Origin of the sequence: Streptococcus sp. 27098_8_99, from assembly GCF_041431935.1 — a bacterium.
GTDB classification, from domain to species: domain Bacteria; phylum Bacillota; class Bacilli; order Lactobacillales; family Streptococcaceae; genus Streptococcus; species Streptococcus parasanguinis_D.
Genome location: NZ_JAPVYQ010000008.1, coordinates 15,980 through 38,183 on the forward strand (window position 1 = coordinate 15,980; position 22,204 = coordinate 38,183).

At 42.9% G+C, this 22,204-nt stretch carries 17 protein-coding genes and 2 pseudogenes; 3 read left to right on the plus strand and 16 right to left on the minus strand.

The window, feature by feature from the left end; translation table 11 throughout:
• Window positions 1-96: 96 nt before the first annotated feature.
• From O3605_RS05985 to O3605_RS06000, 4 genes and pseudogenes are all read right to left on the minus strand, one after another.
• The gene (locus O3605_RS05985) at window positions 97-3,126 is read right to left on the minus strand and encodes a CocE/NonD family hydrolase (protein ID WP_371585536.1); all 3,030 of its coding nucleotides are present in this window, start codon (window positions 3,124-3,126) and stop codon (window positions 97-99) included.
• Between the two features lie 119 nt (window positions 3,127-3,245).
• Window positions 3,246-5,231 (minus strand): peptide ABC transporter substrate-binding protein, encoded by a 1,986-nt coding sequence (locus tag O3605_RS05990; RefSeq protein WP_371585538.1) that lies wholly within the window; start codon window positions 5,229-5,231, stop codon window positions 3,246-3,248.
• Window positions 5,232-5,355: 124 nt separating this feature from the next.
• On the minus strand, window positions 5,356-6,393 hold the full coding sequence (locus tag O3605_RS05995) for a M42 family metallopeptidase (RefSeq protein WP_371585539.1): 1,038 nt from the start codon (window positions 6,391-6,393) through the stop codon (window positions 5,356-5,358).
• Window positions 6,394-6,943: 550 nt separating this feature from the next.
• Window positions 6,944-7,150: pseudogene (locus O3605_RS06000) on the minus strand (IS3-like element ISBt2 family transposase); the annotation flags it as partial.
• A 381-nt stretch (window positions 7,151-7,531) separates the two neighbouring features.
• On the opposite strand from O3605_RS06000, the gene gshAB reads away from it, so the two are divergent.
• Window positions 7,532-9,796, plus strand: coding sequence for a bifunctional glutamate--cysteine ligase GshA/glutathione synthetase GshB (gshAB, locus tag O3605_RS06005; RefSeq protein ID WP_371585541.1), 2,265 nt, complete (start codon window positions 7,532-7,534; stop codon window positions 9,794-9,796).
• A gap of 180 nt (window positions 9,797-9,976) precedes the next feature.
• Here gshAB and O3605_RS06010 read toward each other — a convergent pair.
• From O3605_RS06010 to O3605_RS06060, 10 genes and pseudogenes are all read right to left on the minus strand, one after another.
• Window positions 9,977-10,300 (minus strand): annotated as a pseudogene (locus tag O3605_RS06010) (transposase); the annotation flags it as partial.
• Window positions 10,301-10,528: 228 nt separating this feature from the next.
• On the minus strand, window positions 10,529-10,951 hold the full coding sequence (locus tag O3605_RS06015; protein ID WP_371585543.1) for a hypothetical protein: 423 nt from the start codon (window positions 10,949-10,951) through the stop codon (window positions 10,529-10,531).
• Window positions 10,952-11,080: 129 nt separating this feature from the next.
• A complete protein-coding gene (locus O3605_RS06020; RefSeq protein WP_371585545.1) occupies window positions 11,081-11,320 on the minus strand; it encodes a disulfide bond formation protein in 240 nt (79 codons plus the stop codon).
• A 284-nt stretch (window positions 11,321-11,604) separates the two neighbouring features.
• Complete coding sequence (locus O3605_RS06030; RefSeq protein WP_371585548.1) at window positions 11,605-12,456, minus strand: Imm63 family immunity protein; 852 nt, start codon at window positions 12,454-12,456, stop codon at window positions 11,605-11,607.
• 40 nt (window positions 12,457-12,496) lie between these two features.
• Window positions 12,497-12,826, minus strand: a complete 330-nt coding sequence (locus O3605_RS06035) for a hypothetical protein (RefSeq protein ID WP_371585550.1) — start codon at window positions 12,824-12,826, stop codon at window positions 12,497-12,499.
• A gap of 134 nt (window positions 12,827-12,960) precedes the next feature.
• The gene (locus tag O3605_RS06040) at window positions 12,961-13,545 is read right to left on the minus strand and encodes a DUF1307 domain-containing protein (protein ID WP_302692253.1); all 585 of its coding nucleotides are present in this window, start codon (window positions 13,543-13,545) and stop codon (window positions 12,961-12,963) included.
• 129 nt (window positions 13,546-13,674) lie between these two features.
• A complete protein-coding gene (gene galE / locus O3605_RS06045) occupies window positions 13,675-14,673 on the minus strand; it encodes a UDP-glucose 4-epimerase GalE (RefSeq protein ID WP_371585551.1) in 999 nt (332 codons plus the stop codon).
• 63 nt (window positions 14,674-14,736) lie between these two features.
• Entirely contained in the window at window positions 14,737-16,209 is a 1,473-nt protein-coding gene (galT, locus tag O3605_RS06050) for a UDP-glucose--hexose-1-phosphate uridylyltransferase (protein ID WP_070506298.1), read from the minus strand.
• Window positions 16,206-16,865, minus strand: a complete 660-nt coding sequence (locus O3605_RS06055; RefSeq protein ID WP_371585553.1) for an HAD family hydrolase — start codon at window positions 16,863-16,865, stop codon at window positions 16,206-16,208. Before O3605_RS06055 ends, galT begins: the two co-directional genes overlap by 4 nt.
• A 9-nt stretch (window positions 16,866-16,874) precedes the next feature.
• Window positions 16,875-18,041: a galactokinase gene (locus tag O3605_RS06060; RefSeq protein ID WP_371585555.1), complete on the minus strand. Its 1,167-nt coding sequence runs from the start codon at window positions 18,039-18,041 to the stop codon at window positions 16,875-16,877.
• 141 nt (window positions 18,042-18,182) lie between these two features.
• Between O3605_RS06060 and O3605_RS06065 the strand changes: the two genes are divergently transcribed.
• Window positions 18,183-19,184: a LacI family DNA-binding transcriptional regulator gene (locus O3605_RS06065; protein ID WP_003002635.1), complete on the plus strand. Its 1,002-nt coding sequence runs from the start codon at window positions 18,183-18,185 to the stop codon at window positions 19,182-19,184.
• A gap of 29 nt (window positions 19,185-19,213) precedes the next feature.
• A complete protein-coding gene (birA, locus tag O3605_RS06070; RefSeq protein ID WP_049497841.1) occupies window positions 19,214-20,149 on the plus strand; it encodes a bifunctional biotin--[acetyl-CoA-carboxylase] ligase/biotin operon repressor BirA in 936 nt (311 codons plus the stop codon).
• 40 nt (window positions 20,150-20,189) lie between these two features.
• Here the strand turns inward: birA and O3605_RS06075 are convergent, their stop codons facing one another.
• Together O3605_RS06075 and O3605_RS06080 are read right to left on the minus strand one after the other, a co-directional pair.
• Window positions 20,190-21,515, minus strand: coding sequence for a sensor histidine kinase (locus O3605_RS06075; RefSeq protein ID WP_049497842.1), 1,326 nt, complete (start codon window positions 21,513-21,515; stop codon window positions 20,190-20,192).
• The gene (locus tag O3605_RS06080) at window positions 21,512-22,165 is read right to left on the minus strand and encodes a response regulator transcription factor (RefSeq protein WP_009731294.1); all 654 of its coding nucleotides are present in this window, start codon (window positions 22,163-22,165) and stop codon (window positions 21,512-21,514) included. Before O3605_RS06080 ends, O3605_RS06075 begins: the two co-directional genes overlap by 4 nt.
• Window positions 22,166-22,204 lie beyond the last annotated feature (39 nt).

A 22,204-nucleotide genomic window follows, 5' to 3' on the forward strand; every position in this document is an offset into this window, starting at 1 on the left:
TTTCCTCCTTTTTCAGTAGTGACTACTGATTCTGCATTTCTACTTTTATTTTACACTAAATGATGCCATTTTAGAAATATTTGCTACGGGGACTCCTTAGGCATCTTCTCTCTTTTTGCGCCAAAAGATGAAGCTAGAAGCTGTTAGGCTGATCACCCCTAAGAGACCCAGAGCATGATCTTTGCTCCCTGTTTGAGGAAGGGTATGGTCTACCTGCTCTCCTCCGACTACAAGAGTTGCAGCTTGAGGATCTTCTGCCAATCCTTGTGAAACAAATTGAGTTCCATAGGATACAGCTAGTGAAAGATGAGGTTGCCCTTGTCTTGCTGATGCTGTTTGCATCTGTTCATCTTTTTCAGGAAGAGTTTGACTTGGTTGGACAAAGTATTCTGGGCTTGGCAGTGTATACTCTTCCTTGTAGTGTACTTCTGGAGCAACTAGAGCAGCTCCTTCAACTTCTGGCAAGTTTGCATAGTCTGTATCTGTTGCACTTGGCACATAGGCTGCCTTTTGGGCGCGGGTCTTTTCGACAATTGGAATCGCCGCCTGGATAGAATCTGTCTTAAAGGTCACTTCATATGGATGCTCCACCGTTAAATCAGATGGGTCATAGGTGTTGAAAACAAGCGCTAACTTGTGACCTTTCTTAACCGTATAGAGATTTGGTTGGAGATAGACTGTATAATCGTGGTATTCTCCTACTTTAGGCTCGATGCTAGCGCGTGAGCTTGCTGAATCGTAGCCAGACTCAGGGTTCGCAAGGTTGATCCAGCCTTTTGCGATGACCTTGTACTTGGTCTTGATGGTTTCGTATTCGGCAACAGATAGGTTGCTTAAATTGCTTCCCATCCAAAAACCGTCTGCTGTTTTATCTTGCTTGACGCTACCATTTCCTACCACGTCAAAGTCCTCATCTGCCACGTCTACCAAAAGGGCGTTGATTTGGAAATTCTTTCCTTGACCCTTGGCCAGAGCTGCCTTGAAATGAACCGGGATGTGGCCCTTGATCGTAGTGTCCTCAGTAACATCAGAAACGAATGTCAGATTGGCCTTAGAGGAGGCTTTGCTGACTGTTTCATTACGGTTAGCGATCTCAACACCTGCAGCCGCATAATCACTTGAAATGGTTTCTTCCAAGCGTTTCGACTGAGCATTCAAGAAGAGACGCTGACTGCTCTTCCAGTTATCATAACTGGTCCACTTACTTGGATCATAGTTATTTTGAGCTAGAACCGCTGGCAAGCTTTCGACGTGATTGTCCACACCATAGAGGTAATGGGTCAGCCAAGTATTGAGTAGGTCATAGAAATCTTGTCCCTTGGCTGTGATCCCATAGCCACGAGACATAGCTGCTGGATAGACGTGGTCTCCTTGGTGGAGATAGAGCTTGACATCTTGGCCCGCTTTCTTGAGCGCATCGTACATGAGTTCAAAATGTTTGGTCTTGACATTGTCATCGTTCAAGCCATGGACGATCAGGGCGCTGGTCTTGAGATTTTCTGGATGAAGGGTATAATCCCGCTCCTTCCAGACATCACTGTAGTTGCGATCATGAGCGTACTGGTCCTTGTTCAATTGGTTGATGTAGTTGGAATAGTTTTGCCAAATCCCTGCCCAATCGTCTTGGTCCAGCATCCGTGTGCTAACGTAGAGAGAGAGCCATGAAAGGTCACTATAAGGTGCATTGCCAAATTGGGTCCCTTGGCTATTGAAATAATCATACCAAGAAGCAATTCCTGCTGCTGGAACGATGGTCTTTAGGCCTTCTACGCCTGTCGCTGCCACACCAAAGGTTGTGGTGCCAGCCCAGGATAGACCGGTCATTGCGACATTGCCACTTGCCCAGTCTGCCTTGATTTCGATATTGCTGGTCTTATCGGTGTAGGCTTTGCGTTTACCATTGACCCATTCGATGATATTCTTGAAAGCATTGATTTCGAGGTCAGATCCGGTTGTATTGAAGCCTTCTGATCCCTTGGTCCCAAGTCCAGCACTCGAGATAAAGGCATAGCCTCTGACCAAGAAATAGTCGTACCAGTTGAGATCTTCGTAGTCATAGATATACTCGTAGGGACTGTAGTAGTACCAATCCGATGCCTTGGCTTTTTTCGCTGCTTCTACTGTTGTTTCACTGCTTACTGGCTTTCTCTTTGCAGGTTGGCTGTGCAGTTTCTTCATATCATAGCTACCGTCTGTTGGAAGCCCCAAACTTTCGAGGGTCACGTAGTTTTCGTCTAGCGTCCCCGCTACGTAAGGGCGCGCTTCGAGAATAGTGGCTGCCTTAAAATCCCCTTGAGCGACTGCTTTTGGTAATTGAACAATGGCTTTGACTAAGTCAGGCTTGCCATCTGCATCGGTGTCATAGTCCGTTTCGACATAGACTGGGAAGCGCACAATTTGGCTGTCCTCATATTTGTAGTCTTGGTCTTCTTTTTCTCCCGTCGTATAAGGGAAAATCGGCTGGGCACGACCATTTAAAAAGAGCGGACTTTTCTTTTCAGCCCGGTAGGCATCGTAGAGTTTCTTAGCTGTTTCATACATCTTGGCCAATTCTGGCTGACTGACCTTACGGTTTAGATCTTCTGATTTTTCAATCAAGCCTAAACTCTTGGCAAAGCGTTCGCGATCTGCTTGGCTTTGGCCCAATTGGCTAGGATCTGTTGCTGCCCATTGGAGCAAGCCATTAACAGCATCTTGGACCGTCAACTCTTTAGAGGCCTGATCCGCTGCAAGGGTGCTACCTGTAACCTTTGCCAAATCCTGACTTTTTGCCGGAGCTTCTGAAGGAGGAGCAGATTGAGGTGCAGCTTCCCTGTTTGTTGCTACTGGACTTGCTACTGGGACCGAAGGCTCACTTTGTCTTGTGTTTTCTTCTGTAGCAGGGGCTACTTGATTGGCACCTGCCGTCCGATCAAGCGATGCCTCACTCAAGCTCGCTCCTTCTTCACTAGTGACAGCACTTGCGTCACTTGTTTTCGGTCTTGCTTCAGTAGATGGAGCATGAACCACTTCTGTCGATGGTGCTAACTCTTCTGTCTGCTCATCTGCGGCTGCTACTTGGTGCAAAACCATTGGCGCGATCAGTAAGCTCGATGCGACAATGGAAACCATTGTTTTCTTTTTCATGTCAGTCTCCTCACTTTTTGTAATCAACACTCCCATTATACTATGTAAGCGTTTTAATATCAAACAGATATTCATCTGATCCACAAAAAAACCGAGGCATCAGCCTCGGTTATCGATCCTTATTTAACGTGTTTCTTAAGATCTTCTTGTGCTTTTTTATTTGACTCTGCTTGTTCTTTTTGCCATTTTTCAAGGGCTTTGTTGTAATCAGTACTTGTCACAGCTTTGTCTTGGAGTTTCATTCCTTTGTAGATCACGTGGTCTTTTCCTTTACCACCAGTCCATGCAAATGGAGCTGAGAATGGTTCGATACGTGTCAAGAATGGACGTCCAGTTGATGAAGAAGTTGGCATAACAAGGGCGCTATCAGTCAACCAAGCTTGCGCAGCCGCATATTTTTCATAGCGTTTGTTGACGTCTTGTGTTTCTGCACCAGCATCTTTGATCATCTTTTCAAAGTCGTACAGACCAACTTTTTTAGCTGCTTCATTGTTTTCACTTGGGTCAAATCCAAGGAAAGTCTTAGTATTTTCACCAGATGAAGCTTTCAAGATATCCATGTAAGTTGATGGGTCTTGGTAGTCAGGGCTCCATCCAACATTATCAGAGAGATCCCAGTCTTCGCCAGCCGCATTTGGCGCAAAGAGGGTCACATTTTGAAGGTCTTCTTTCGAAAGCATTTGGATATCGATGACGACATTTTCTTTACCAAGCGCTTCTTCAACTGATTGTTTGAAAGATTGCACCCGTTGAACTCTTGATGGAGTCGTTTGATCTACAGGCATATCGATGTGAATTGGGAATTTCACACCTTCTGCTTCCAAGGCAGTCTTCGCTTTTGCAAACTCTTCCTTCGCTTTCTTCGCATCGAAGAGACCGTTTTGACCATCATCTAGTTTAGTAGATTTCCACTCATCTCCATAGGTATCCAATTGTGTTTTCACCAATTCACCGAAGGTCTTGCCATCAGCTTGGACAAATGTTGGTGGAATGTAGAGGTTACGGATGATCTTGCTTGCTCCGTCTTTTCCGTTCAATTGGGCAGCATAAGCTTCACGGTTGAAGGCAAAGCTGATCGCTTGACGGAAGTCCTTGTTCAAGAGGGCTTTCTTAGTAGATTGTTTTTCTTCATCGGTCTTCTTAGCTGTGTGTTTGTAAGATTGACGGTCGATGTTGGTACCAATGACATAAGAAGCAGCATCTTGAGGAGTGTAGGTGATTTCGTCTTTAAATTCTTTGGCTTGCTCTGAGTAACCAGATCCAGTTGGGAAGAGTTTTGCCAAGCTAAGAGCATTTTCACCGAATGATTTCGCTAATTTACTTTGGTCTTGTCCATCGTAGAATTCCAATTTTACATCTGAGACGTAGACCTTGTCTTTATCCCAGTAGTTTTCATTCTTAGTCATTTCGATAGAAGATTTTGAAGTAAAGCTCTTCAAGATGTAAGGACCATTGTAAAGAAGGGAGCTAGTATCACTTGCTTGAGCGAATTTATCCCCTTTTGATTTTACGAATTTTTCGTTGACAGGGAAAGTGATCCCAAGTGTCAATTTAGAGTTCCAGAAAGATTCTGGTTGGTTCAAAGTGATTTGAAGGGTATGATCATCAACTGCTTTTACTCCTACAGCTGAGAAATCTTTATTTTTACCGCTGACATAGTCATTCAAGCCCTTGATAGAATCTTGGATGATGTAGAGCATTTCTGATTTATTATCAGCTGCATATTTGATCCCTGTGACGAAATCTTTAGCCGTGACATCCGCATACTCTTCGCCTTCTGAATCATACCATTTAGCATCGTCACGAAGTTTATAAGTGTAAGTCAAGCCATCTTGGGAAACTGTCCAATCTTTTGCAAGAGATGGAATCAAGTTACCGTACTTGTCATTTTCAAACAAGCCATCAATCAAGTTTCCTGTGATATCGTGGGTTGCTGCTTTACCAGATGTGATATAGTTCAAGTTTTCAGGCTCCGTCTCATAGACATATGAGAATTTTTGGCCGTTGCTTGAGCTAGATGATTTCGAACCACCAGAACAAGCTGCTAGGATCCCTGCTGAAAGGAGAGCAACTCCCGCAAGTGCAATGACATTTCTTTTTTTCATGTAAATCTCCTCAAGAAATTTTAAGTTTATTTTAAGATTATACCACAAAGGTTTTCAGAAGAAAAGGAATTTTCAGAAAATTTTAGTTATATAAAAAAACTACTCCGGAGAGTAGTTCCAATTTTTAATCTACCAAGTCGCTCTTGAGGTAGGCATCGACCATGCGCTCTGTTGCGACTACAGAATCCAAGTGAGTCCGCTCATATGAGTGGCTAGATTCGATCCCTGCTCCGAGGAGGGCATGTTTGACTTCTGCTCCTGCGCTCATGGCTGCAGAGGCATCTGATCCATAGAAAGGATAGATATCCAACTTATAAGGGATTTCTTGAGCTTTTGCCAAGGCTACTATATGCTGACGGAATTCGTAGTGGTATGGTCCTGAAGCGTCTTTGACACAGATGGATACCGTGTATTCATCCGTCGCTTGGTCGTCTCCCATAGCTCCCATGTCCACTGCCAAGTATTCGACTACTTCAGCCGGAATACTTGAATTAGCCCCATGCCCCACTTCTTCAAAGACTGAAAAGGCAAAGGTGGTCGTTACTGGCAATTGGATCTGTTCTTCCTTGTACACGCGCAGAAGATTCAAGAGAACCGCCGCACTCACCTTGTCATCTAAGTGGCGAGATTTAATAAAGCCAGTATCTGTCACAATGGTCCGGGGATCAAAGCTGACAAAATCACCTACTTCAATGCCAAGGGCACGGGTTTCTTTTTCATTGGTCACTTTTTCATCCAGACGGACTTCCATATTGTCCTGGGTCCGCTCGACAGTTCCAGCATCCTTGTAGACATGGCAAGAAGTCTGATGGACCAAAATTGTCCCCGAATGGGTCTTTCCTGTATTGGCTACATGGACTGTACAATTTTCCCCTTCAATCATATTCCAAGGGAAACCACCGATACGGTCTAGCTTGAGGCGACCATCTGCTTTCACAGCGCGGACAATAGCCCCCAAGGTATCCACATGGGCTGTGACATAGCGTTGCTTGTCTGTGATCACACCAGGAACGGTCACATTCACGCCTCCCTTAGCCGTCCGAGTTACCTCATACCCAAAGCCCTCAATGGTTTTGACCAAATAGTCTGCGATCTCACGTGTAAAACCGGTCGGTGAAGGAATGGCTGTCAATTCCTGCAAATAAGTCACTGTCTGATTCATAATGCCTCCAAATGTGTTTTTCTTTATTCTAGCATGAAATAGGTGGAATAGCTAGAGGAGAGATTACAGGTTAGCGTTTTTCAACTCTTCCCGTACTTGCATTAGGAGAAAGCCAGAGTTCTATTTATATTTTCAACACATTTTGGGAGAGATTCATCTAGTGCACTTAAAATAAAAAAAGAAACTTGTCCACAACTAACGGTGTCTAAACAAGTTCCACGCAGGCTATTTCAATGGTGATACATAATTATCAGGATAAAATATGATGTAATTTTTGACAATATCTGTTAGACTATCTTCAGTTATGTTTCTCCACTTATGGAGATAGAAGGTTTCAGACTTGAGAACAGAGTGAAACCATTCGATACAGCCATTATCTGCTATTTTGTCTCTTTTCTGAGAATTCTTACACTCCTGTTTCCAGCGATAAAGGTGGAGCGTTTGACGCCGAAACATTCTAAAATAATCGATACAGGGCACGTTTTCTTATACTCTTCTACTAGCTTGATAAGACTTACTTTGTCGATTCTCTTATCAAGTTCTGATACTTTTTTAGTAATTCTACCTGCAAACGTAACTGTTCCACTTCAGATAACTGTTTCATCCCATTACCATAAGTATATTGTTTCCCCACGGGTTGTTGGAAACGGTACAATTCATCATTCTGATACCATCGCTACCAGGTCTTGGCCTGACTAGCATTTTTGATGCTGAGGGTATCCATGATAACTTTATTTGATTTGCCTGCCTTCTTCATTTCGATACAGGCTAGTTTAGTTTCTACTGAATATGCTTTTTGACCATAACAAAACACCCCTGTTTCTAGTTTACCAGAATTCAACAGGAGTGTTTTCTTGTGTCTCATTTTATGGGTGCAGTGCCGACCCTAGGGATTCTTTCGTTCTCATATATACGTCATTAGTATAGGCTAATTTGATTTAAATTCCAAGAGAAATAACATTTTACATAAAAATCAGTGGGTATTTTACAATTTTTGCATATAATAGAGCTAAAAAACAATTGGTTTTAAGAATTCTTATCTGAAACATTCGGAAATTCCCCTTAACCGTAGCGGAAAGTTGTTTTCTTCTCCTATTTATAATAGACTATCACTAACATTAGATGAAAAGGTGACTCTATGACTATAAATCAACTGCTTCAAAAGCTGGAGCCTACTAGCCCTATCCTTCAAGCTAACTTTGGAATTGAACGCGAAAGTCTTCGTGTCGATAGACAGGGAAAATTAGCACATACGCCTCACCCTTCATGGCTAGGAGCTCGAAGTTTCCACCCTTATATTCAAACAGATTTTTGTGAGTTTCAGATGGAACTCATCACACCAGTTGCTAAATCTACCACTGAGGCTCGTCGATTTCTTGGAGCCATTACCGATGTAGCTGGACGTTCCATCAGTAAAGATGAACTTCTCTGGCCCTTGTCCATGCCTCCTCGTATCAACGCCCAAGAAATCCAAGTTGCCCAACTGGAAAATGAATTTGAACGCCATTATCGTAACTACCTGGCCGAAAAATACGGAACTAAACTACAAGCTATCTCAGGTATCCACTATAATATGGAACTAGGGAAAGATTTGGTTGAAGCCCTATTCCAAGAAAGTGACCAGATTGATATAATTGCTTTCAAAAACGCCCTCTATCTTAAGCTGGCTCAAAACTACTTGCGCTACCGTTGGGTGATTACCTATCTTTTTGGGGCTGCACCTATTGCTGAGCAAGGATTCTTCGACCAAGAAGTTCCAGAACCTGTGCGTTCCTTCCGTAACAGTGACCACGGCTATGTCAATAAGGAAGAAATACAAGTATCTTTTGCAAGCCTAGAAGACTATGTCTCTGCCATCGAAAACTATATCGAACAAGGTGATTTGATTGCGGAAAAGGAATTTTACTCGGCTGTTCGTTTCCGTGGACAAAAGGTTAATCGCTCCTTCCTTGACAAGGGAATCACCTACCTAGAATTCCGTAACTTCGACCTCAACCCCTTTGAGCGTATCGGTATTAGCCAAACTACCATGGATACCGTACACCTACTCCTTCTAGCCTTCCTCTGGCTGGATGCCCCTGAAAATGTTGATCAGGCTCTGGCTCAAGGTCACGCGCTGAATGAAAAAATTGCCCTCTCTCATCCTTTAGAACCTCTACCTTCTGAAGCTGAAACTCAGAACATTACGACAGCTCTAGACCAACTGGTGCAACATTTTGGGCTTGGTGACTATCATCAAGGGCTGGTCAAACAAGTTAAAGATGCCTTTGCAGATTCCAGTCAGACACTAGCTGCTCAACTTCTTCCTCATATCAAAGACAAGTCCCTTTCTGACTTTGCCCTTGACAAGGCGCTTGCCTATCATGATTACGACTGGACTGCCCACTATGCCCTTAAGGGTTATGAGGAGATGGAACTTTCTACCCAGATGCTGCTCTTTGATGCCATTCAAAAAGGGCTTCATTTTGAAATCCTAGATGAGCAGGATCAATTCCTTAAACTCTGGCATAAAGATCATGTCGAGTACGTCAAAAATGGTAACATGACCTCAAAAGACAACTATGTAGTTCCTCTTGCCATGGCTAATAAAACCGTGACCAAAAAAATCCTGGCTGATGCTGGCTTCCCTGTCCCTGCCGGCGACGAATTTACCAGTCTAGAACAAGGTCTAGCCTACTATCCTCTTATCAAGGGCAAGCAAATTGTGGTTAAACCAAAATCAACCAACTTCGGTCTGGGCATTTCCATTTTCCAAGAGCCTGCCAGCCTTGATAACTATAAGAAAGCTCTCGAGATTGCCTTTGCAGAAGATACAGCTGTTCTTGTTGAACAATTTATCCCAGGAACCGAATACCGTTTCTTCATTCTGGACGGGCGTTGTGAGTCTGTCCTCCTTCGTGTCGCTGCTAATGTTGTCGGTGATGGCAAACACACCATTCGTGAATTAGTCGCTCAGAAAAATGCCAATCCATTGCGAGGCCGTGACCACCGCTCACCTCTGGAAATCATTAAGCTAGGAGACATCGAACAATTGATGTTGACTCAGCAAGGTTATGCACCTGATGATATTCTCCCAGAAGGGAAAAAGGTCAATCTCCGCCGTAACTCCAACATTTCTACGGGTGGTGACTCTATTGATGTCACTGAGACAATAGATTCCTCTTACCAAGAATTGGCAGCAGCTATGGCAACTAGCATGGGGGCCTGGGCTTGCGGGGTTGACCTCATCATTCCAGATAAAACTCAGCCTGCTAGCAAGGAAAAACCTCATTTCACTTGTATCGAGCTCAACTTCAATCCCGCTATGTATATTCACACCTATTGTGCTGAAGGTCCTGGACAAGCTATCACTCCAAAAATTCTAGACAAGCTTTTTCCAGAAGTTGCCACAAGTCAAACCTAAAACCTAATTCTTAGGAACAAACAAATCACCTTTATCTCGATGATATGATACCTCTTAAGTAGACAAGGTAAATACCTAAAATCTACGGCTCTTTGTCAACTTTAGTGGGTTGAAGAAAATCTAAGCTCGAGAAAGGACAAATTTCGTCCTTTCTTTTTTGATATTCAGAGCGATGAAAATTCACTTCTTGAAGTTTTCAAAGTTCCGAAAACCAAAGGCATTGCGTTTGATAAGTTTGATGAGATTATTAGTCGCTTCCAATTTTGCGTTGGAATAGGATAACTGAAGGTCATTGATGATTTTCCCTTTGTCCTTTAGAAATGTTTTAAAGACAGTCTGAAAAAGAGAATGAACCTTCTTTATATTGTCTTCAATGAGTCCAAAAAATTTCTCTGGTTCCTCATTCTGAAGGTGAAAAAGCAAGAGCTGATAGAGATTATAGTGGTATTTCAAGTCTTCTGAATAGCTCAAAAGCTTGTCTAGGATTTCTTTATTGCCTAAATTGTCAAATTAAGTTAGACTTTTCAAGTAACTCAGAAAAACTTGGTAGGGTGATTGAAATAGTTCTAATGGGAATTCATAGACTACCCTCTGTTCAGCTATTCCCCCTTCATCTGTAACAAAAAAATATTTCTCATGATGTCGCCAAATATGTTGTCCATAACCTTTTATTTCCTCAAACTTACTAACTTCTTCTCATTGTAGTCTTGTTGGTTTCATTTTATACCTTCCTTATTTAAGCGGTGATACATAATCATCTGGAAGTTTCCCTCTCCAGTCAATCCACATTTGCTCAGCAATCGGAATTAATCTTTTAAGCTCTTCCTGAGTAAATAATTCTCTAGTTTCAGGTATATCAATTAATGATGTGGGACTCTCTTCTATGAATCGTTTCTCACTAGCTTTCTTTTCTTCTTCCGTCGGTGGCCAACAGTCATTTTGAACTTTCCAGGAAACTTCTTGGAACGTTCTCTCTCCACTCTCTAATAGAGCAAATAATTCTTGTGGGAGTTCATAGATTACTAACCAAGAAGCTACGGTGCCTTCTTCTAAAACTAAATAATACTTGTCCTCATTTTTCCAGATTGACTTCCCGTATCCTTCTACTTCTTCAAACTTGATAACATCTTCCCATTCTAGTTTTGTTGGTTTCATTTTATACCTTCCTTATTTAAGTGGTGACACATAATCATTTGGAAGTTCTCCTTCAGATTCAATCCACTGCTTCTCAGCAACCGGAATCAATTCTTAGTTTCGTTATCAAATCAATAAATCTATTGTCCATCAATTCTCTTTTTTTAACTCTTTCTCTAATTGTTTTAAGACTACTAAAATTTCGCTTTTATAATCCATTGTTTCATCTACAAATCTTCTTGCTAAACTAAAAAAACTAATGTTATCGATATTTTCTCCTCTTCCTATACGCTTAGTTAAGTTATATATATCCTGTATAATTCCCGGGTATAACTTCTGACTTGGATATTCTAAGTCAATTAAATCTTGTAATTTGTCTGCATACTTCATATATTTGTTTTCCATAATTCAAAACCTCAATTTGGTACAGCTCGTATTCCATTATCCAGTCTAATGGCCATGGATTTGGTAATAAAACTTGATCAGCTTCTCTGTAAATCTTCTAATTATATGCTACCGTATTCTATTAAATGGTTGATAGTGATCTTCAATAAACCAAATTGAACCATCATCACCAATGACTATTCGTTCAGGGCCCCGAGATTTACCTTTTTGATAAGGATGAACATCCAATTTGTTACCATAAAACAGATCCATAAAAATTTTCCCATTTTTTAATTTTCCACTATGTAAACTTGAAAACTCTTGACCTTACCGTCAACAACATGTTTTTTAACATCACTTTCCCACCAAGGAAGAACATTTTCTTCCAAAATTTCTAAAAATAAGTCTTTAGAAGATAAGTCATCTTTTAAGAAACTATCATAATTTTCAAAAATAAAGCTGTATTCTTCAGCTTTTATCCATGAGAGGTCCGTTAGCCAATCCGTAATAGACGACCAATTATTCGCATCGGGAAGGCCGACAGTTTTTTCAAGAAAATGAAATAGCACTTCTTTGTTTTGGATCTGCTTCCCATCAAAAATTGCTACAAAGCCACTGAAAGGCAATCGATCTTTCAATTCAAGTTTTGTAATGTAATGAATTCTATTTTTCACGATTTCATACCTCTCACTATATCTTTCTCGGAATGGTAGTTTTTTATTGACATCGAATTCATTTATGGTCACTGGAAAACTATCTTCCCCTCTTTTCATTCTTTCTTCCTTCTTCTCTCCATATTTAGGATCAATTATATTAAATAAGCGAATTTGTTCTTCTTGAAAAAACCTATCATAAAGTTCAATGTCCCCACTAGCTTTATTCCAAGCATCCTGTGAGGCTATTTTAGTAACATATGATTGTAAAAGATAATAAAGAATATCTTCCTTATTATCAAATTTTTTCTCAGAATTTATTTTGCCTCGTTCAACACTAACAATGTAGTAATGATCGCCCTCTAAATAAATAGTACGTCCTTCTGGTAAGAATAGAGATGGTTTTTCCTCTGTAAATAAATCCGACTGATTCAGATTTGACTCCCCTATTTTTAATAGTAACTTCGCTAATTCTTGCTTTAAATGCATTATTTTCACCTCGTTCAATGCCGTTTAGATAACTACGCTCTCACCATCCATTCTCATGATAAAATTTATCAACTAATTCCCAATCATAATCAGAAATAGCTGAATGATTATCAAGTTTCCTTACGTCAATTCCTAATTTTCTTAATGCAGCTAAAGACATATGCCCCAAACAAATTGGACCTAAAACTGAATCATTGACAGACAGTCTGACAGAAATTTCTATTAATTTATGAATCACGTCAATCTCATTGATCTTACTGTTAACAATTTCTTTAATGATATGGTAGGAGACTATAGGATTTAAATCTATATTATTTATTAAGTCCTCTTTTTGATATGTTTTATCTTCAATTTTTTTAAGAATATTCACCTTATACTCCTGCTATCATAATGACGTGTTCATCCATTTCACTATTTCCCTTAAATCCTATTCTACCAAAATATGCCCATGAATTCATACTAAAACAAAAAGAGAGCAGCAAACTGAGCTACTCTCCATTTTGTTTATTTTTCTACCATTCCGCCCTTGATAAGACTGTCTTTCGTTACTGAATAACTAACTGTTTTGTCATGTAGGGGATTAAAGCCTGGGACGATTTCTTTTAATTTATTAAAATCGATTTTTGTGTAATCAATAGTATTGCGAATATAAAAGATTCCGTCTTTGTATTCTGATGTCAGTTCAAATCCATGGCCCATCAGATCTTTGAATTTTTCTTGGCTCTTAGCAACGGCTTCTTTCATGGTTTCAAGAGGATTCTCACCAGGAACTTTTGAGACATCGTAATCATCAACTTTTTCTTGTAATAACAAGGTATCTCCCTTGTAATACAAGGTTACAGTGGTCTTACCTGCTTCATCACTCGTTTCGAGAACGGTTTTTTGTGCACCTGCTAGTGCATCCTCTTTTTTGCTTTCATCAGTTGATGACTCTTTTTTCTTTTCTTTAGCAGATGATTTGCTTGTTGCTTTACTGGTCGCTTTAGTGGACGATGGACTAGTAGATTTCGTAGTCTCTTTTTGTCCGCAACCAGCTAAAAGAAGACCCGCTGTCAAGAAGACGGCTAACATTTTTGTGGTTTTATTCATTTTGAATACCTCACTATTTTATGATGGTTAGGGAAATGACTGACGTCTGAAATGAGTCATTTAGCAAGATCAACTGTCGTTTTAGATGTTATTAGATAAGCCTCAAAAATGATGGTTGCAGTCCCCTCCTTATCGATCATTGTAGCCATCTGGGTGGCTGGAATGCCAAGCCCAGGCTGTTTGGATAATGGTTTCGATATTGTCAAATTTGGGTTGCCAACCAAGGATGGCACGCGCTTTTTCAGATGAGGCAATCAAGGTATCTGGATCTCCTGGTCTGCGATCGGCCAGCTCAAGTGGGATCGGATGTCCTGTCACCTTGCGGGCTGCTTCAACGATTTGAAGATTGGAAAATCCGGTCGACGAGCCCAGGTTAAAGGCAGTCGATTCATTCCCATTACGCAGATACTCAACCGCTAAAAGATGGGCATCTGCCAAGTCAAATGGATGGACGTAGTCCCGAACATTGGTGCCATCTGGTGTCTTGTAGTCATCTCCAAAAATAGAGATCTTCTCGCGTTTGCCTTGGGCCACTTGCAAGACGATCGGCAAGAGATGAGTCTCTGGTCCATGGTCTTCTCCGATGGATCCATCTGGCTTGGCACCCGCTACATTAAAGTAACGAAGGGGCACATACTTGATCCCGTAGGCTTGATCGGCCCAACGCATGATGGTTTCCATCATGAGCTTGCTTTCACCATAAGGGTTGATTGGTTTTTGCGGAGTGGTTTCAAGAATCGGAATTTCTTCTGGAATGCCGTAGGTGGCAGCAGTTGAAGAAAAGACGATGTAGTGCACCCCACATTCATGCATGACTTCCAAGAGTTTGACCATGCCTGCTGTATTGTTATCAAAATATTTCAATGGATCTGCCATAGACTCAGCAACCAGTGAGTAGGCCGCAAAGTGGATGACCGCATCGATATCGGCATGTTCCTTAAACACAGTGCGCATAAAGTCTTGATCCGCCAGGTCTCCTTGGTAAAAGACGGCATCTGGATGCACCGCTGCACGGTGGCCTGTGACCAGTCTATCGACCACGACGACTTTTTCCTGTCCTTCATTGACCAAACGGTCCACCATGTGGGAACCGATATAGCCAGCTCCTCCGAGTACGAGTATTGCCATTTGTTTTCCTTTCGCTTCTTGTCTTCTCTCTTATTGTACCAAATTTCTGCCGCTTCTCCATACTTAAAGTGTCGCAACAAAGCGTCTAAAGGCAGCTTGTCCTTCTGCTGTTCGCTTGTAGACTCCAGCATCTTCGAGCACGCGCGAAAAGATCTGGCCAACTGATTCACGGACAAGGGCTTTTGCCTCTGCTTCGTCTGTGATGGCTGGGTGAGTGGCTTTCAAATCATCTGCCCAAGCCTGGTGGTAGGTTGCCACTGTGCTCTCACGCCCAAGCAAATAGTCTTGAACCTGCTTGAGCTCTTCTTTGAGACGAGGTGGCAAAATGGCCAAGCCCATGACTTCGATCAGGCCGATATTTTCTTTTTTGATGTGTTGCACATCCGCGTGTGGATGATAAATGCCATCGGGATGCTCTGGTGAGGTTTGGTTGTCACGGAGCACCAAGTCCAGTTCATAATGCCCATCACGAATCCGTGCAATGGGGGTAATGGTATGGTGGGGCTGACCATCGGATACCGCTAAAACTTGAGCCGCTGGATCCGAGTAGCCTCGCCAGGCTGTTAGGATATGGTCTGCCAGGGCAATCAATTGCTCCTTGTCAACTGAATTCAAACGAAGAACTGACATGGGCCAGTTAACAATTCCTAGTGACACTGCTTCAAATCCCCCAATGGTGAAACTTTCCTCAACAAGAGCCAGCTCCATAGGGAAGGTGTGGCGTCCGCCTTGGTAATGATCATGAGTCAGGATGGATCCCCCTACAATGGGAAGATCTGCATTGGACCCTGCAAAATAGCCTGGAAAAGTCTCGACAATGGTCAAGAGTCGCTCAAAGGTCTTGCGACTAATGGCCATGGGCACATGCTGGCTATCAAGGAAAATGCAGTGTTCATTGAAGTAGGCATAAGGGGAATACTGGAAGCCCCAATCATGACCGTCCATATCAAAGCGGATGATCCGATGATTGGCCCGGGCTGGATGGTCTAGGCGGCCTTGATAGCCTTCATTTTCAAAGCACAATTGGCAGGCTGGATAATGACTGGCTTTTGCAAGCTTGGCCGCTGCAATGTCTTTAGGATCTTTTTCAGGTTTTGACAGATTGATGGTGATTTCGAGAGAACCGTAGGGAGTTTCAGCCTCAAAGGCAATATTTTGCGCAATGGCCTCTACCTTGATGTAATCATTGCGTTTAGAGAGGGCATAGAAATCCGCAATCGCGTCTTCTTTGGACTGACGGTAGGTCTCCCAGAAACGATGGTTGACCTGACTAGGGCTAGGGGTGATCCAATCCATCAACTCCGCACCCAAACTGTCTTTTGCGGCCATACTATCCTGGATCTTGCTATTTGCAACAGCGATCTCTACCAGCTGATCTTTAAGTGCGATCAACTCTTCTTTTTGAGCTGGGGCGTCTAGCCCTTCTTCTCCAACGCGACTCATGATGCGATTTTTTAGATAAATCCGATCCATCTCTTCGTAATCACTCGCCGCAATGACGGCTGTGACAAATGCGTCTAAAATTCCCTGATTCATTGATTCTCCTTCTTACGTTTTAAATAGTCTCTGACAGCATCCAAATCCTGGAAAACTTGTTCTGCTTTAGTTAAGAAAGACTGTGCTGGTACTTTTAAATCTGGAACACATATGACTGGGATTCCAGCCCGATAGGCTGCTTCAATCCCTGCTTCACTATCCTCTAGCACTAAGCAATTCTCTGGTAAAGCATTCAAATCACTACAAGCCTTTAAAAATATATCTGGGTAAGGTTTACTTCGTTTGACATCTTTTGCAAAAACTAAATGGTCAAATAGGGACAGTATCCCATTGCTATCCAAGATCATTCTAGCCCGAGATTCAACACTTGAAGTTGCTAGGGCGATTGGGATGCCCTCTGTTTTCAAAAAAGTAAGTAAATTCTTAGCACCTTTTTTTAAATTGACACCTTGAGCTAAGATTTGAGCTTCCAGCTCATAAACTCTATCCAAGGTTTGGTCAAAGTTCCAGGGTAAATCATAGCTATCCAAAAATCGTTGAACATTCTCCTCTTCCCTATGTCCACTGTAGTCTCTAGAGTAGGTTTCTTCTGTGAAAGGAATTCCAAAATCTCTAAGCAATTCTTGATAAACTTTTAGAGAAATGATTTCAGTATCGGCTAATAAGCCATCTAAATCAAATATTACAGCTTCCATTATTATCACCTAGTCTAAAACTCGTGTCCCTGCCGCAACTTCTGCAATATAAAAGCTAGGCGCATAGCCAACGACTTCTTCATAGCGTTTGCCGACAGCTTCTTCAAATGCTTCAACTTTATCTTTGTTTACGAGAGCGATGGCGCAACCGCCAAAGCCTGCTCCTGTCATACGAGCACCCAAGACGCCTTCTTGTTCCCAGGCTGTATGCACCAAGGTATCCAATTCTAGACCTGTCACTTCGTAGTCATGCTCCAAGGATACGTGGGAAGCATTCATGAGATGGCCAAATTCTTCTAAATCACCTGCTTCAAGTGCCTTATGAGCTTGGAGGGTTCGTTGGTTTTCAAGTACAGCATGGCGAGCCCGTTTGATGCGATTTTCATCCTTAATCAAGTAGCTGTAGGCATCAAAAGACCAGAGATCCAATTCTCCTAAGGTTTGGATATCCAATTTTTCTTGGAGTTCAGAGACGGCGGTTTCACATTCTGAACGACGTTCATTGTATTTTGAATCCGCTAATTCCCGGCGTTTGTTGGTATTCATGATGACTACGACATTGTCTTTGAGGTCCAGCGGTACCAGATCATACTCTAGGGTGTTGGTATCGAGATAAATAGCCCGTTGATCCGCCCCCATACCGATGGCAAATTGGTCCATGATCCCAGAGTTGACTCCGATGAAGTGATTTTCGGTTTGTTTGCCGATCTTGACCAGATCTAGACGATCTAAGTGAAGATCATATAGTTTCTCAGCGATGACGCCAATCAAGAGCTCAAGGGAGGCTGAAGAAGAAAGACCGGATCCATTTGGAATATTGCCATAAACATAGACATCCATACCGCTATCAATGACATGACCCGCTTCTTGCAAGAAATGGAGCACACCTTTTGGATAGTTGGTCCAGTTGTGCTCTTTTTCAAAGTGGAGATTTTCAAGTGGAACTTCAATGATCCCCTTGTCTTCAAAGTTTCCTGAGAAGAAACGCAAGACCTTATCCTCACGCTTTCTTGCAGCTCCGTAGGTACCAAGTGTGATGGCTGCTGGGAAGACATGACCACCATTATAGTCAGTGTGTTCACCAATCAGATTGATCCGTCCTGGTGAAAAGAAAGTGTGATCTGCTTCTGCTCTAAAGACTGTTTGAAAAGCTTCCCGAATTTCTTGAGTATTCATTGAGATTACCTCACTTATATAGTTATTTACCACTAGTGTAACCCCTTTCATGCGACAAATCAATTATTTTACTAAATTTTTAGTAAAATTCGCTAATATGACGAAACCTATGATATACTATAAGAAAGAAGGAGAAAACGAATGGCCACATTAAAGGATATTGCTAACCTCGCAGACGTATCCATCGCCACTGTCTCTCGTGTTCTGAACCAAGATGCCAGTCTTTCTGTAACGGAGGAAACCCGCCACAGAATTTTGACTGTTGCTGACGAACTAGGCTACACCAGACATCAGAAAAGTGGGAACTTTAAAAAAGAAAAACAGCAAATTGTCATCATCCAATGGAAAAGTGAAGAGGGAGAACTGGACGACCTCTACTATTACAACATCCGCTTAGGCATTGAAAAAAGAGCACAGGATCTCGACTATGGGATTCTCCGCTATTTCAATGATATTCCTTTTCGATTAGGTGAGGAAGTTATTGGGGTCCTTTGTATCGGAAAGTTTAGTAGGGTTCAGATTGTCGAGTTAGAAAGGCTAGACAAACCTCTGGTTTTTGTCGATAGTAACACCCTTAACCAAGGCCACCCTTGCGTCGCGACTGAATTTGAAAATGCTGTACAGACTGCTCTTTCCTATTTACGAAAACAAGGCTGTCAAACAATTGGGCTCCTTAGCGGTGAGGAAAAAACAACTGACCTATTGGAAAGTATTCCCGATCCTCGGCGACGAGCCTATCGAAACTATTGTATTGAAAGAAGTATTTATCACCCTGAACTCATCCTCACTGGAAGTTTTACAGCTCAATCAGGCTATGACCTCATTTCCTCTAAGCTTCAGTCTGGCTTACCCTTACCAGATGCCTATTTTGCTGCGAGTGATAGTTTAGCCATTGGGGCTCTCCGGGCTTTTCAAGAAGCCGGCATTAAGGTCCCTGATGATATCCAACTCATTTCCTTTAATGATACCAGTTTAGCCAAGCAAGTCTTTCCTCCCCTCTCTACCATCACCGTTTTTACAGAAGAAATGGGACGAACCGCAATGGATGTACTAAATAAACAAGTCCTATCTCCGAGAGAAATACCAACCCTCACTATGCTAGGAACCAAGCTAACTATTAGAGAAAGTACGAAGAATGGATGATCCTCCATCCTTTCCAAGAATAAAAAACTATGAAAACACACGAAATCCTCTTTCAAACCCTTTCTCAGGCAGATGATTATGTCAATGGGGAGCAGCTGGCAAAAGAATTAGGTGTTTCCCGCACCTCTATCTGGAAGGCCATCCAACGTCTAGAAAAAGATGGGGTCGTCATCGAATCCCTCAAAAAGAAGGGCTACAAACTGGTCTCAGGCGATATTCTGCTTCCTGCAGTGATTGCAAAAAATACCCAATTGACCGTTTCCTTAAACGAACAATGTAGCTCCACCCAATTGGATGCCAAATTAGGCATAGAAACCCATAAAGAAGGCAAGGCGCTCTACCTGGCCAATTCGCAATCCGCTGGAAAAGGCCGCTTTGGTCGTGACTACTACTGCCCTGATCAAGGGGGCATCTACATGTCCCTTCATCTCAAGCCTCAACTGCCACCTGCGGAGCTCCCTCCTTATACCTTGATGGTCGCTGGAGCTATCTACAAGGCTATTAAAAACTTGACCCTGATCGATATCGATATCAAATGGGTCAATGATATTTACTACCGCCATAAAAAAATTGGGGGAATCCTCACCGAAGCTATCACGTCGATTGAGACTGGTCTCGTCACGGATGTTATTATCGGAGTCGGTCTCAATTTAGCCATCCCTACTTTTCCAGATGAGCTACAAACCAAGGCTGGTTCCTTATTTGAAGGACCTTGTCCCATCACCCGCAATGACCTCATCAGCGAGATCTGGAAAGAATTCTTCCAAACGGATATCGATGAACTGGTCTACCTCTACAAAGAGCGCTCCCTGGTCTTAGGACGAACCGTTACCTTTGAGCAGAACCAGCAAACCTATCAGGGCCTCGCCAAAGACATCTCTGATACCGGCCAACTCTTGGTCCAATTAGACAATCAAGAAGAAATCTGGCTCAATAGCGGAGAAATCTCCTTGACGAAATGGTGAAATCACCTATAGAAAAAAGCCACCCGATGGTGGCTTTTTTTTATTCTTGTGACTCCTTGGGCAGTTCCATACAGAAGCACAAGCCCATAGCCGTTTTATCAAATTGGTAGGCCAGTTCTTCATGGTCTAGCAAGTGTTGGACCACGAAGAGTCCCAAGCCGCCTTCCTTCTTCTGGCGACTAGCGGTCATTGGCAGCTCAGCGGTCTCTACCATTTCCTGGCTGGTATTTTCAATCGCCAAGTGCGTCCCTTCCTCTTCGAGACGGAGCTGGATCTCTCCACCGGCATCCGAATGCTTAACGGCATTACTGATAACATTTGAGAGGACCAATTTCAGAATCGCTGGGTCCATATAGATTGGTTTAGCTGGGATCTGATTGTCAATCGTGAGCTCGCGTGATTGAGCCAAGACCTTGTACTGGTCGAGGATCTGCTCTACGACCTGATCCAGCTGGATCCACTCCTTGTCTCCGGCCAATTCTTGGACAGAAGAAAGGGACAGGATTTCTAGGACGATCTGGTTCATCTCATCGACGATATCAAGGGAGACCGACAGATAGCGGTCCCGGTCCTTGTAGCGGCCGATCTTATCCCGCATATTTTCTAGGATAATCTTCAAGCTGGCCAGAGGCGTCTTGAGCTCATGCGAGGCTCCACGTAGGAATTCCACCTTCATCTGCTCCAACTTCAGATTTTCCTGTTTCTGCTGCTCTAGATTGTCGATCACTTCTAGGAGATGGTGATAGAGGTCGTTGATCTGTTGCTTGAGTACGCCGATCTCATCCTGCGAGTGAATGGGAAGACTAGCTGTCCGATCCAAACGCTTCATCCGCTTGGTCATCTGCTTGATCTCAAGGATTGGAGCAGAAATCAGGCGGGCATAGAGATAGGAAGCGATCAGCGACAGGACAAAGGAAGCAAGGAGACTATAGGGAAGGAAGCCCAGACTGATGTCCCGCGCTTCCTTTTGGGAATCGACAGTTGCTAAGAATTGCAAGGTCAAGTCCTTCCCCTCTTTGGTCTGAATCTTTCGCTCTTCAATGACCAGCGAATTATTCTGGCTATCAGGGTTCAGGAGCAAGTCATCCTTAACCTCTAGGGCATTTTGTTTTTCCTTGCCCTTGATCGAGACCTTGATATCGTTGGTCTTGGAATAAAGGTCGATGACGGACTCAATGGTCCCTTCTTCCTGGCCTTGGAAACTCTTGGCCAGGGCCTGTGATTTCTTTAAAATCGTCTGGCGCTGAGACTCGATATAGGTCGAGGGGAAAATAAAGTAAACCGAAGCATGTAGAAGGATGACTAAGCCACTAAAAAGGGCAAAGGTGATCAGAAAGATCTTTGCAAAGATACTTCGTTTGGTCATGGTCTCTCCAATTTATAGCCGACATTGCGTACCGTTACGATACAGTCCAGCTCTAGTTTTTTTCGTAGTTCCTTGATATAGACATCGATCACCCGGTCAAAAGGAATCTCCTCCGTCTCCTTCCAGACGGCATCGAGGATCTGAGAGCGAGTCCGGGCCTTACCCTCATGCTGGAGCAAGTATTCCAAGATTTCCAACTCCTTGGCATTCATGGAGATGGCTTGCCCAGCTAAACTGGCTGTGTAGCTCTCAAAATCCACTCGTGCCTCTCCATAGGTGAAGACCCGGGAAGGCTGAAGCTTTTTAAAAATAGCTTCGATACGGACCTTCAAGAGGGACAAGGAGAAGGGTTTTTCCAGGTAGCCATCTGCCAACTCTCCAAAGGCTGTCAACTTATAGTCCTCATCATGGAAGGCCGTCAGCATGAGGACAGGGACTGAGCTGGTCTTCCGGATGGTCTTGAGGACTTCCAAGCCATTGAGGATCGGGAGCTGGATATCCAGCAAGACCAGATCCGGCGCTTCTCTGTGAAAGAGGTCCAGGGCCTCCTGCCCATCGCCTGCTTCAAAGACCTCATAGCCACATTCCATGAGATAGTCGCTCATCCCTTCGCGAATCAGGACTTCATCTTCTACAATTAGTATCTTCATACACTTTCCTTTTATCTAAGAAACTTCTTCTACCTCCTA

Coding starts and splice junctions, on each gene's coding strand:
- O3605_RS05985 (WP_371585536.1), bottom strand. CDS start 3,126: ATGAAAAAGAAAACAATGGTTTCCATTGTCGCATCGAGCTTACTGATC.
- O3605_RS05990 (WP_371585538.1), bottom strand. CDS start 5,231: ATGAAAAAAAGAAATGTCATTGCACTTGCGGGAGTTGCTCTCCTTTCA.
- O3605_RS05995 (WP_371585539.1), bottom strand. CDS start 6,393: ATGAATCAGACAGTGACTTATTTGCAGGAATTGACAGCCATTCCTTCA.
- gshAB (WP_371585541.1), top strand. CDS start 7,532: ATGACTATAAATCAACTGCTTCAAAAGCTGGAGCCTACTAGCCCTATC.
- O3605_RS06015 (WP_371585543.1), bottom strand. CDS start 10,951: ATGAAACCAACAAAACTAGAATGGGAAGATGTTATCAAGTTTGAAGAA.
- O3605_RS06020 (WP_371585545.1), bottom strand. CDS start 11,320: ATGAAGTATGCAGACAAATTACAAGATTTAATTGACTTAGAATATCCA.
- O3605_RS06030 (WP_371585548.1), bottom strand. CDS start 12,456: ATGCATTTAAAGCAAGAATTAGCGAAGTTACTATTAAAAATAGGGGAG.
- O3605_RS06040 (WP_302692253.1), bottom strand. CDS start 13,545: ATGAATAAAACCACAAAAATGTTAGCCGTCTTCTTGACAGCGGGTCTT.
- galE (WP_371585551.1), bottom strand. CDS start 14,673: ATGGCAATACTCGTACTCGGAGGAGCTGGCTATATCGGTTCCCACATG.
- galT (WP_070506298.1), bottom strand. CDS start 16,209: ATGAATCAGGGAATTTTAGACGCATTTGTCACAGCCGTCATTGCGGCG.
- O3605_RS06055 (WP_371585553.1), bottom strand. CDS start 16,865: ATGGAAGCTGTAATATTTGATTTAGATGGCTTATTAGCCGATACTGAA.
- O3605_RS06060 (WP_371585555.1), bottom strand. CDS start 18,041: ATGAATACTCAAGAAATTCGGGAAGCTTTTCAAACAGTCTTTAGAGCA.
- O3605_RS06065 (WP_003002635.1), top strand. CDS start 18,183: ATGGCCACATTAAAGGATATTGCTAACCTCGCAGACGTATCCATCGCC.
- birA (WP_049497841.1), top strand. CDS start 19,214: ATGAAAACACACGAAATCCTCTTTCAAACCCTTTCTCAGGCAGATGAT.
- O3605_RS06075 (WP_049497842.1), bottom strand. CDS start 21,515: ATGACCAAACGAAGTATCTTTGCAAAGATCTTTCTGATCACCTTTGCC.
- O3605_RS06080 (WP_009731294.1), bottom strand. CDS start 22,165: ATGAAGATACTAATTGTAGAAGATGAAGTCCTGATTCGCGAAGGGATG.